Annotated in this window: 12 protein-coding genes; 5 read left to right on the top strand and 7 right to left on the bottom strand. The window is 61.0% G+C overall.

Annotation, left to right across the window (positions count from 1 at the left end; all coding sequences use genetic code 11):
• The first annotated feature begins 3 nt into the window (after positions 1–3).
• Entirely contained in the window at positions 4–438 is a 435-nt protein-coding gene (locus PSH73_RS26680; RefSeq protein WP_057961231.1) for a universal stress protein, read from the top strand.
• 432 nt (positions 439–870) lie between these two features.
• Here the strand turns inward: PSH73_RS26680 and PSH73_RS26675 are convergent, their stop codons facing one another.
• From PSH73_RS26675 to PSH73_RS26645, 7 genes are all read right to left on the bottom strand, one after another.
• A complete protein-coding gene (locus tag PSH73_RS26675; protein ID WP_169989914.1) occupies positions 871–1,833 on the bottom strand; it encodes a bifunctional GNAT family N-acetyltransferase/nucleoside diphosphate kinase regulator in 963 nt (320 codons plus the stop codon).
• A 244-nt stretch (positions 1,834–2,077) separates the two neighbouring features.
• Entirely contained in the window at positions 2,078–3,010 is a 933-nt protein-coding gene (locus PSH73_RS26670) for a phosphatidate cytidylyltransferase (RefSeq protein WP_115129328.1), read from the bottom strand.
• 1 nt (position 3,011) lies between these two features.
• Positions 3,012–3,632 (bottom strand): 1-acyl-sn-glycerol-3-phosphate acyltransferase, encoded by a 621-nt coding sequence (locus PSH73_RS26665; RefSeq protein ID WP_057440592.1) that lies wholly within the window; start codon positions 3,630–3,632, stop codon positions 3,012–3,014.
• A gap of 9 nt (positions 3,633–3,641) precedes the next feature.
• Positions 3,642–4,085, bottom strand: coding sequence for a hypothetical protein (locus PSH73_RS26660; protein ID WP_057961225.1), 444 nt, complete (start codon positions 4,083–4,085; stop codon positions 3,642–3,644).
• Positions 4,075–5,373, bottom strand: a complete 1,299-nt coding sequence (locus tag PSH73_RS26655; RefSeq protein ID WP_057961224.1) for a phosphatase PAP2/dual specificity phosphatase family protein — start codon at positions 5,371–5,373, stop codon at positions 4,075–4,077. Before PSH73_RS26655 ends, PSH73_RS26660 begins: the two co-directional genes overlap by 11 nt.
• 2 nt (positions 5,374–5,375) lie before the next feature.
• Positions 5,376–7,130, bottom strand: a complete 1,755-nt coding sequence (locus tag PSH73_RS26650) for a bifunctional alpha/beta hydrolase/class I SAM-dependent methyltransferase (RefSeq protein WP_057440589.1) — start codon at positions 7,128–7,130, stop codon at positions 5,376–5,378.
• Between the two features lie 10 nt (positions 7,131–7,140).
• A complete protein-coding gene (locus PSH73_RS26645) occupies positions 7,141–7,764 on the bottom strand; it encodes a CDP-alcohol phosphatidyltransferase family protein (RefSeq protein WP_057961223.1) in 624 nt (207 codons plus the stop codon).
• 216 nt (positions 7,765–7,980) lie between these two features.
• Here PSH73_RS26645 and PSH73_RS26640 point away from each other — a divergent pair, with 216 nt between their 5' ends.
• The 4 genes from PSH73_RS26640 to cfaB all read left to right on the top strand — a co-directional run bounded on the left by PSH73_RS26640 (position 7,981) and on the right by cfaB (position 11,186).
• A complete protein-coding gene (locus PSH73_RS26640) occupies positions 7,981–8,235 on the top strand; it encodes a hypothetical protein (protein WP_057440587.1) in 255 nt (84 codons plus the stop codon).
• Positions 8,236–8,297: 62 nt separating this feature from the next.
• The gene (locus PSH73_RS26635; RefSeq protein WP_057961222.1) at positions 8,298–9,143 is read left to right on the top strand and encodes a DUF692 domain-containing protein; all 846 of its coding nucleotides are present in this window, start codon (positions 8,298–8,300) and stop codon (positions 9,141–9,143) included.
• Positions 9,134–9,916: a DNA-binding domain-containing protein gene (locus PSH73_RS26630; protein ID WP_057961221.1), complete on the top strand. Its 783-nt coding sequence runs from the start codon at positions 9,134–9,136 to the stop codon at positions 9,914–9,916. Before PSH73_RS26635 ends, PSH73_RS26630 begins: the two co-directional genes overlap by 10 nt.
• A gap of 85 nt (positions 9,917–10,001) precedes the next feature.
• Positions 10,002–11,186 (top strand): C17 cyclopropane fatty acid synthase CfaB, encoded by a 1,185-nt coding sequence (gene cfaB / locus PSH73_RS26625; RefSeq protein ID WP_120734377.1) that lies wholly within the window; start codon positions 10,002–10,004, stop codon positions 11,184–11,186.
• Positions 11,187–11,247: the final 61 nt, after the last annotated feature.

The following is an 11,247-nucleotide window of genomic DNA, read 5'->3' as shown; positions in this document are numbered from 1 at the left end:
AAAATGCATAAAATACTTGTAGCTGTCGATGGTTCCGAGCATTCGGAGCGCGCGGTGCGTTACCTTATTGGGTTGATCCAAGAGGGCGGATTGCTGGGCGGAAGTGTTGAGGTGCATCTGCTGAATGTGCAGCCACTTTTACCAACGCGAATTGCACACGACATGAGTGCGGATGAGATTGATCGTTACTACGGTGATAAAAGTGCTGAGGACTCACAAAACGCTGGGGTGCTTCTGAAGCAGGAAGGGATTGCATTTACACTTCATACCCTACAAGGCGATGCAGCAAGCCAAATCGTGGGGTGCTCCCACTCTTTAGGATGTGACAGCATCATCCTAGGCTCACATGGCAACGGCTTTCTTGCAGGGATTTTTCTGGGCTCTGTTGCGGCAAAGGTGATTCAGCTCTCAGATATACCAATCACCTTAGTCAAATAGGAGATCGTCAAATGCTTGATAGCGCGACCCCATAAGTGGGTGATCCAAGGTGGATGTTCTGGAAAGGCTTTGATTGAGTTGAGTCGTGCGCAACATAAGCCATCGACTTTTCCATGCGTGTGGTTCCCTCGACATTTGATGTTCCGAGCGACTGAGAAGCAAATCACGTGCTCCTCAGTTCCTACTCCCGGCTGATGAATTCAATCTGGAGTGAAACCTGGTTGGGGGTATACGCAGCTACTGACTTGCGAATTTCTTCCCGCGCCTCATCTGCGCTTCCCCACAGGCCGCAAAAAACGAGGGCCTCCTGCGACAGTTTGAATTCTCTAATTTCAAGGGCATGGTTTCAGGATTGAAAACTGTCCCGCTTGGGGCCCCTCGGGGCTCCAAACGACGTCCTTCTCTCCTTACAGCTCCTAGCAAAAGGTGCAATTACAGGTGGAAGTGGCCCGCCGCCTCGGGCTGGTAAAGCACTTTCCTGATTTCAATCCGACGGGTCCGATCAGAAATTCGCCAGTCGATGGCGTCCCCCTCCTGATAGCCCAGGATGGCGGCGCCGATGTCGGAATACACGGAGTGCTTCCCTGCGGTGCTGTCCGCGTCTTCAGGGTAGACCAAGGCCACTTCGATCTCTTCTTCGTCCAGTTGCAGCAAGGCTCTAGAGTTCATCGTGACGACATTGCACGCCACCTGCTGCGGCTTGACGACAATGGCTCGTTCAAGCTCATGTTCGAGTTCAACAACGGTCGGGCCTTGCTCGAGCGCGATTAGGCTTTCGAGCCTGGCCTTGTCGATTTCCGTAATGTAGATCCTGGTGGCGTCGCCAGCGGCACCTTCGCGCAAGAACTGGAGATAGCGCCCCGCCGTCATGGAAAATGACTTCAATGTCGGCGTTTCGCCTTCAAGCAGAAAGCCGCTGCGTAGAAAGGCGTTCAGCGAGCGCGCGTTGTCCGGGTGGATCTTGGCGATGAGCTTCTTGGCCCGCATGTCGAGGAAGGCCAGTTTCATGCCTTCGCGAATCGTGCGGGCGCCAAGGTTCTGGCCCCATTTATCGCTGTCTCCGATGACCAGGACTATCTCGCAATCTGAGCCGGTCTTGATCAGACGGACAAAGCCCACCGGGGCGTCATGTCGGTCATAGGCCATGAAGAATCGGCCGCCCTGGTTGAATAGATGGGTCAGGATCGGCGATTGAGTCCGATCGATGACTTGCTCGATGGAGCGGGAGACATGACGCGAATCGCTCAGATAGCAGGTGACGCGTTCATCCTCCAACCAATCCATCAGCGTCAGCGCGTGCGCCCGAGTAATTTCAGGGCACAGCGAAATGAAAGGCTTGTTCATCTTCATCACACTTACTTGTAAAGGATGGAAGCCCGTCATGGCTTTGGCCATGACGGCTCTTTGGGCAACCGACCATGTTAAGACATAACGCGGGTAATGCCGAACCCTGCTCCTTGGTCCGACCCAGAGGCTCGCCGCAAGCGGTTCCATCAAATGTACGTGGATGTCGTGTGATTACTGGGTGCAGCTGTTTTGCGGTTCCTCTATACGACGCGGCAGGCCCCGAAATACGGGCACTCTTCGCGACAGTTTTAGCTCTCTTTGGGAGCGTCGTTAGCCTTTGGATCGGTGTGACTCAGGTCCACCAATACCGCACCAAATGAAAGAAAATCGGCGCCGCAAAACACACCGAATCCAACCGATCCAGCATCCCGCCGTGTCCTTCGATCATATGCCCCCAGTCCTTCACCCCTCGGTCGCGCTTGATCGCCGACATCACAATCCCGCCGGCAAAGCCCAGCAGGTTGATCAGCAGCGCAATCAGGAATGACTGCCAGGGGTTGAACGGGGTGGTCCACCACAGTGCGGCGCCGATCAGGGAGGACAGCAGGATCCCGCCGACAAAGCCTTCCACGGTCTTCGAGGGTGACAGGTTGGGCGCGATTTTGTGTTTGCCGAACAGTTTGCCGCACACGTACTGCAACACGTCCGAGAGCTGCACCACGATCACCAGGTAGGCGATCAGCAGCAGGTTGCGGCCCTCGTAGCCGACGATGTCGAGGGTCAGCAGGGCGGGTACGAAGGAGACGCAGAACACCGCGATCATCAGCCCCCACTGTACTTTCGATGCGCGCTCCAGGAAGTGCGTGCTGTCGCCGCCCAGCGAGGCAAGGATGGGCAGCAGGAGGAACACGTAGACCGGAATAAAGATCGAGAACAGGCCGTACCAGTCAAAGTAGATCAGCAGGTATTGCAGGGGCAGCGCCAGGTAGAACGCGGCGACCAGTGCGGGGTAGTCGCTGCGGCGGGTGGGCGTGAGGGTGAGGAATTCGCGCAGGGCGTAGAACGACACGGCGTAGAACAGCAGGATTACCGCACCGGTGCCGAGCCAGAAGGCGACGCCGATCACCACCACCATCACCCACCAGGCATTGATGCGGGCGTTGAGGTTGTCGATCACCGCATTGGGTGTGCCACGGGTGCGCAGCTTGAGAATCAGGCCGATCAGCGAGGCGAGCACCAGGATCATGCCGATGCCGCCGAACAACATCAGGGTTTGGCTATCCATGTCAGGAATGCTCCGGGGCGAGGGCGAGCAGGGCGTCGCGGCTGCGGGCAAGAAACAGGGCCTTGTCTTCACCGTCTGCAAGCTGCAGCGGTGCGCCAAAGCTGGTGGTGCACAACAGCGGCAGCGGCAGCACACGGCCCTTGGGCATCACGCGGTTGAGGTTGGCGATCCACACGGGGATCAGTTGCGCCTGTGGGTAACTTTTTGCCAGGTGATACAGGCCGCTCTTGAAGGGCAGCAGGCCATCCTCCAGGTTGCGCGTGCCTTCGGGGAAAATGATCAGCGAATCGCCGTGCTCCAGGGCTTCGAGCATCGGTTGCAACGGGTTATCCACAGGGTCTTTGCGTTCGCGGTCGATCAGCACGCCGTTGAATACCCGGTTGATGATGTAGCGGCGCAGTGCGCTCTTGTTCCAGTAGTCGGTGCCGGCCACCGGGCGCGTGGCCTTGCGCAGGTTCTGCGGCAACGACGCCCATAGCAGCACGAAGTCGCCGTGGCTGCTGTGGTTGGCAAAGTAGATGCGCTGCACGGGTTCTGGGGCGCAGCCCAGCCACAGGCTGCGGGCGCCGGTCACTGTGCGGGCCATGGAGGTAATCAGGGTCGCGACCAGGGGTTCGAACATAAGGATTCCTTATCCGGCGAAGGGCAGCCACGGGCTGGCCAGGATGACGGCCAATGTCAGTAACACTTGCGCACCCAGCAGGTAGGCCTGTTTGCGCAGCAATTTGAGGGCGCCACGCCGGCGTTCGGTCCAGGGCCGGCTTGCGCGGTTGGCGGGTTGCAGGCCCAGGGTTTGCAGAGTCTGGTCCAGCTCGCTGGTGCGTTCTATGTCCTTGGCCATCAGCGCAAACAGGTCGGCATCGAAGGCCACCCGTAGCGCCCAGTACTTTTGCAGCAGCCCGAGGATAATCATCCACAGGCTGAGCAACAGGCAGATCGGTGTGATACTGACCATCAACAATTGCGCCAGGCCAAACAGTACCCCGAGCAGGGTCAGGCCTGTGGATAACTGATCCAGCGAACGGCCGCGGCGCAGCAGGCTGGCGACTACCTGGAGTTGCATATCAGCGGGCATAGGGCAGTGCTCCCAAGGCTTGGCGGTGATCGGCATGCAGGACCACATCCGATCGTGCTGTACGAATAATAGCCAGTGCCTCGTCCACCGTGGCCGCCCGTCCACTGTGCAGCAGCCAGGCGGCCACGGCGCTGGCGCTGCGGGAATAGCCGAGGGCACAGCACACCAGCAACGGGCCGTGCTCGCGCAAGCGCTCGATGGCTTGGGCCGCCTCCAGGCACTGTGCCGGTGTGGGTGCGGTCAGGTCGAGGACGGGCAGGGCATGGTAAGCGCGGCCCTGTGGATAAACAGGCAATTCGGCACACAGATCGACCACCGCATTGAAAGAACTCAGCTGCGCTGGCGTCGGAATTCGCCCCAACCATACGTTATCCACAACCCGGTCAGGCTGCGGATGCTTGCGCGTCCACAGCCGCGAGTTGAGCCACGCCGCCGCGAGATAAGGCGCATACAGCCAGCGTGCTGCCGGGCTGAGGCGGCCATCGGCGCGTTTCTGAAAGCCTGCGGCGCCCAGCAGCCAGTAGTTGAGCGCCACCAGCAACACCGCGACGGCAGGCCACAGCAGCCATAGCCAGGCACCGCCCCCGGTAAAGGCCACTATTGTCAGCACCAGGGCGCCCATGGCGTAGCGCAACCCCAGGCGCCAACGTTTCGGGTCTTTGGCCGGCCGCGCATGCAACAGCGGGCTGGGTTGATCCACCGGCCATAGCCACACACACAGCCAGCCGGCCAGGGCGCCTGTGGGTAAGTCTATAAAGTGGTGTTGGTAAGTGGTCAGCACCGAAATGCCAATCAGCGCGAACCAGCCATGCACCAGCCAGCGCCACAGGCCTTGGCTATGCCGCTGGTACATCACCCACAGGATCACCAGCAAAGCGATATGCAGCGAGGGTGCCTGGTTGAACGGTTTGTCGAACCCGGCCAGTACCGCAAACAGCCAGCCGAACACGCCGTCCATTTCCGGGCGCTCAAAGGTGAAGCGCAGCGGCCATAGCAGGAAGCAGCTCACGGCAATCACCTGCGCACTGAGCAGACGCAGGGCATGTTGCTTGAGCTCATGGCGGCTGTTAGGCAGCAGCAGGGAGAAGCCGTAGAGCAGGTCGATCGACCAGTAGGGCACGATGGTCCAGGCCCAGAACGGCATATGGGTTTCCCAGCCGAATACCAGGGTGCCCACGTCGCTGCGCTGGCTGGTGACCCAGGTGGCTAAGCCGTAGGTGCTGAAAAACAGCGGCGCCAACAGCAGCAGCCAGAGCAGGGCTGGTTTGAAGAGACCTGGTTCGCGCATGGTCAGATCTTCTGCGCCAGCGACACGCTGAAGATGCCCCACTCATCCACACGCTGGGTGATCTTGCGAAAGCCCGCGGCTTCCACCAGTTGATCCATTTCCGCCTGGCTGCGACGGCGCATCACCCAGGCCTGGCCCTGGCGATGGCTGGTCAGGGCGCGGGCGATCAGTTCCAGTTGCGGGTGCCACGGTTGGCCGGTGTACACCAGGTATCCGCCGGGCTCCACGGCTTCGGCCAGCCCTGCCAGGGAACCACCGACCATGGCGTTATCGGCAAACAGTTCGTACAGCCCGGACACCACTGCCAGTGTCGGCGTGGGCGCCAGTGCGGCGAGGTCGGCCCGGTCAAAGGCATCGCCTTTGACGAACTGCGCAATCTCCCCCAGGCCTTTCTCGCGGATCAGCGCGCCACCGTCGCGCACGTTGATATCGCTGTAGTCGCGCAACAGGATTGACTCAGGCAGCGGCGAAACGCCCTGCAAGGCTTCCAGAATGTACCGACCATGCCCTGCGGCAATGTCGACGATACGCACTTCGCGCCCGTCGTCGCGCAGCTTGGCCATGGCCAGGCGCAACAACTCTTCAACATGCAGTTTGCGCTGGCGAATCCCGCGCCAGCCGATGGAGTTCAGGTAGTTGGTATCAATCATCCGCCCCAGCGCGCCCTTGCCGGTGGGGGTATTGCGGTACACGTAGTCCAGGGTACTGCCCGAGTCGAAGCCGGTGTCGAAGCCCAGCTTCACGCCCTCGGACAGCTTGCGGCCCAGGCCCATGCTGGCGCGGGTCATGCGCCAGTACAGGTCGCGCAGGGAGTTGTGCGGCAGCGGCGCGGCGAGGGATTCGGATTCGGCGCAGGTCGCGCCGATTTTGTCGGCGTCCAGCAGGCTGGCGCGGTCCAGCGGGTGCGCGAAGTTTTGCAGGATAAAACGCCTGGCGCTGGCCAGTGCCACGGCGCGGTCACGTTCGCCGAGGGTGTCGTGGAAAAAGCCGGGCAGGATGTGCAGTTCCTTTTTCAGGCTGCCAAGCCGCTCGAAGAACTGTTGCTGGGGTTTGCGGTGCACCACAAAGTCCGAGCCGGAGATCAGCAGTTGGGTCGGCACCTGGATCGCCTGGGCATCGGCGACCACGCGGTCGGCCGCTTCGTACAGGCCCAACAGCACATTTACCGAGATCGCCTTGGTGATCAGTGGGTCTGTGTCATAGGACGCGACACGCTCGGGGTCATGGCTGAGGAACTTGGCCTTGACGTAGCTGTTGACGAAAAAATTGCCGCGAAAGCGCCGCATCAGCGCCAGGCCCGGGCGAGCGAAGGGCACGTAGAGCTTGACCTTGAACGCCGGGGAGGCGAGCACCAGGGCCCTGATATTCGGGGCGTAGTCGTGGACCCAGGTGGCGGCAATCACTGCGCCTACGCTCTGGGCGATCACTGCAAGGTTTTCTGGCGCGATGCCATAGGTGGCGCCGATATGGTCGCAGAAGGTCTGCACGTCCCGCGCGCTGGTGGCAAAGCTCGGGCTGTCGCCACGCTCGCCGGGGGACTGGCCATGGCCACGGGCGTCCCAGGCGAAGAAATCGAACTGTGGCAGGTCCAACTCGTCCACCAGGTGCGCAATGCGCCCGGAATGCTCGTGGCCACGATGGAACAGCAGGATCGCCTGGCGTGGCTCAGGCCCGGTGGCACTGGTCGCGGGCCAATGCCGATAGAAAAGCTCTACGCCGTCATGGGTACTGAAGGTGTGCTGTTGCTGTTCGCGCATCGCAAGATCCTTATGCCGTCGGAGAGATGTCGGATTGTTCTTTGAGGCCCTGGCGCACACGGTTGACCAGGGTGTAGGCGAGCAATGCCGCCACCAGCCACATCACCCCGTCGACCCAGCCGGCGCCGAGCCAGCCCAGGGCCACGCCGGTGGCGAGTACGCCAAGGACAAACGCCCGATCACTCTTGCCCATGGGCCCGTCGTAGCGGCGCGAGGCACCGACCATCGGCCCGAGTACGCCGGCGTATTCGCTGAACACCGCCAGCAGCGTCACCAGCAACACCGGCGCCAGGCTGACCCCGGGGAGCAGGGCAAATGGCAGGATCAGCGCGCTGTCGGCGATCACGTCGCACAGTTCATTGAGGTAGGCGCCCAGGCGTGATTGCTGGCCGAATTCCCGGGCGAGCATGCCGTCGATGGCATTGAGGGCCATGCGCAGGATCATCCACAGCGGGATCAGTACGAACACCCAGGCGTGCTGGGCGAACCCCGCGATCAGCAGGCCGACGAGCAACGACACGATCCCGGCCAGCACGGTGATCTGGTTGGCGGTGGTGCCGTTGTCATACAGGCGCTGCACCAGGGGCCGCAGCAGGTTTTGAAAACGCGGTTTGAGCTGATAGATCGAAATCATGAGGGTGACGCTTCCTTGTCCGTGATCCCACGAAAAATCTGCTGTGAGTGTGACGATAAATCGCGGTGCGCACTAGTGATGGCTCCTACAACGGTTCAGGAAACCAGGAAAATTTTCACGGCGCTGTAACGCCCCTGCGGCACCTCACTCTAGTGCTGTGTCGGGACTGGACAAACCGTTCAGCCGACCCCCTACAGACCCATGAGGAATACCACAATGAACTTCAAGAACGCTGTTTCCGGTGCTGCCCTGGCCATTGCTGCCGCCACGATGTTTGCCGGTGTCGCGACCCAGGCGCAGGCCGCCGATGAGGCGAACGTGCATTGCTACGGCGTGACCTCCTGCAAAGGCATGAACGACTGCAAGACCGCTGAAAACGCCTGCAAAGGCCAGGCTGTCTGCAAGGGCCATGGCTTCAAGGCAATGACCAAGGCCGCTTGCGATGCGGCTGGCGGCAAAGTCGGCGAGTAACCGCGAATACGTGATCCCGCAGCGGTGTGCACGTCGCTGCGGACACTTTCCAGGAGTTCGTCATGTCGGTATCGGTTCCTTGCCTGGGCTACGGCCTGGGGCTACGCAGTCATTACTATCAACACATCATCGAGCAGTCGCCGGAGGTGGACTGGTTCGAAATCGTCTCCGAGAATTATCTGGTCCAGGGCGGCAAGGCCCTGTACTACCTGGACGCCATCGCCGAGCGTTATCCGCTGGTGATGCATGGGGTGTCCCTGTCCATTGGCGGCCCCCATGCCCTCGATAGGGACTACCTCAAGCAACTCAAGCAATTGGCCGACCGGGTCAAGCCGGCATGGGTCTCCGATCACCTGTGCTGGAGCCGGGGCAACGCCCATCAACTGCATGACTTGTTGCCGCTGCCCTACACCGAAGAAAGTCTCTACCACGTCGCCACCCGTGTGCGGCAGGTACAGGCGGTGCTGGAGCGGCCGCTGGTATTGGAAAATGTCTCCAGCTATGTGCGATCCAAGGCCGATGAATTCACCGAGTGGGAATTTCTCAGCGCCTTGAGCCACCTCAGCGGTTGCGAGCTGCTGTTGGACGTCAACAACGTGTATGTCAGTTCGCGCAACCATGGCTTCGACGCCTGGACCTTTATCCGCAACCTGCCGCCGCAGAGCATCCGCCAACTGCATTTGGCCGGGCATATGGACTACGGCGACTACGTGGTCGATACCCATGACCATCCGGTGTGTGATCCGGTGTGGCAGCTGTTTCAACAGACACTGGAACACCTGGGGCCAGTGGCGACGTTGCTGGAGCGCGATGACCATTTCCCGCCGTTTGCCGAGCTGCTCGACGAGTTGGGCAAGGCCCGTGAGTTGGGGGCGGATGCCTTGGCCCGGAGGTCGCTATGCGCCTGACCGACTGGCAACTGGCGTTTGAACGGCATTTATTGGCAGACGCCGACGACACTGGCTTTGCCGGCACCTTGATCGGTGGCCCGACACTGGATGTCGACACCGGCCTGGCGATCTACCACAACGCCTATCGGGCCCGTTTGCTGGAAGTGATGCAGGGGGATTTCCCGGCGGTGTGGCATTGGCTGGGGGACGACGAGTTTGCCGGGCTGGTGGTGGCCTATGTGCAGTGCTATCCATCCACGCATTTCAGCCTGCGCTGGCTGGGGCAACGGTTTGCAGACTTTATCGACGAGCATCTGGTCGCCGAACAAGCCGCCCCCCTGGTGGAGCTGGCGCGCCTGGAATGGGCCTTTACCCTGGCGTTTGATGCGCCTGCGGGCCAACCCCTGACTCTTGAAGACATGGCCCGGCTGGCGCCCGAGGCCTGGCCGTTATTGCAGGTTGAGTGGACGCCGGCGGTGCAGCAAGTGCTGTGTCGCTTCAACAGCCTGCAGATCTGGCGTGCGGTCAAGGCGCAGGCTGGGTTTCCCGGTAGCCAGGCGTTGCCGCTGGCCGAGGTGTGCCTGATCTGGCGTCACCAACAGGTGTGCCGTTACCGGAGCCTGGAGCCTGCCGAGGCGTACGCCCTGGCCGGGATGGCCGACAGCGGGTGGAGTTTTTCAGAACTGTGCGCCGAATTGGCAGTCACTTATCAAGAGGGCGCGCCGCTGCAAGCTGTCACGTGGTTGAAACAGTGGGTTGAGGACGGTTTGCTGCAACGTCGGGCACCATAAAAGGGCGTTATTGAACCGATAGCCTGCTAATTTTTGTGGATGGTCTACCCTCATTTCGGACGTCTGAAACAAGGGGGGACTACTCATGCTCGCGCAACTTCCACCGGCCTTACAGAATCTTCAGCTACCGCTGCGTCTGCGACTCTGGGATGGCCATGAATTCAACCTGGGCCCGGAGCCCAGCGTTACCATCGTGGTCAAGGACCCGGTGATGGTGACGCAACTGACCCACCCCACGCTCGATTCCCTGGGCGCTGCTTTCGTTGAAGGCAAACTGGAGCTGGAAGGCTCGATCAGCGATGTGATCCGGGTGTGTGACGAATTGAGCCACGCACTGCTAGAGGAGGACGAGCACGCCGGCCCGGTGCGTTCGATTCACGACAAGGCTACGGATGCGGCCGCGATTTCCTACCACTATGACCTGTCGAACGAGTTCTACCAGCTCTGGCTGGACCGCGACATGGCCTATTCCTGCGGTTACTTCGAGACCGGCAGCGAATCCCTCGACCAAGCCCAACAAGACAAATTCCGCCACCTGTGCCGCAAGCTGCGCCTGCAGCCTGGGGAGTACCTGCTGGATGTCGGTTGTGGCTGGGGCGGGTTGGCGCGTTATGCGGCCCGCGAGTTCGGGGTCAAGGTGTTCGGCATCACCCTGAGCAAGGAACAATTGGCACTGGCCAAGGAGCGGGTAATCGCTGAGGGCCTGGAAGACCTGGTTGAGTTGAAATTGCTCGACTACCGCGACCTGCCCCAGGACGGGCGGTTCGACAAAGTCGTCAGCGTCGGCATGTTCGAGCACGTCGGCCACGCCAACCTGGCGCAGTACTGCCAGACCCTGTTCGGCGCCGTGCGTGAAGGGGGGCTGGTGCTCAACCATGGCATCACCGCCAAACATACCGATGGCCGCCCGGTGGGGCGCGGTGCCGGCGAGTTTATCGAGCGTTACGTGTTCCCCAATGGTGAGCTGCCGCACCTGGTGATGATCAGCGCCGAAATCAGCGAAGTCGGCCTGGAAGTGGTCGACGTGGAAAGCCTGCGCCTGCATTACGCACGCACCCTCGACCACTGGAGCGAACGCCTGGAAGACAACCTGGAGGCGGCGGCAAAAATGGTCCCGGCCCAGGCACTGCGTATCTGGCGCCTGTACCTGGCGGGTTGCGCCTATGCGTTTGCGCGTGGGTGGATCAACCTGCACCAGATCCTGGCGGTCAAGCCCCATGCCGATGGCAGCCATGAGTTGCCGTGGACGCGGGAAGATCTCTACCGCTGAGCCAACCGATGGCTGAGTGTGGGAGCTGGCAAGCCAGCTCCCACCTTCTGTCGGGCGCAAT

This window comes from Pseudomonas sp. FP2294, from assembly GCF_030687625.1.
Classification (GTDB): domain Bacteria; phylum Pseudomonadota; class Gammaproteobacteria; order Pseudomonadales; family Pseudomonadaceae; genus Aquipseudomonas; species Aquipseudomonas shahriarae.
This window is presented reverse-complemented; position numbering and strand designations above follow the sequence as displayed.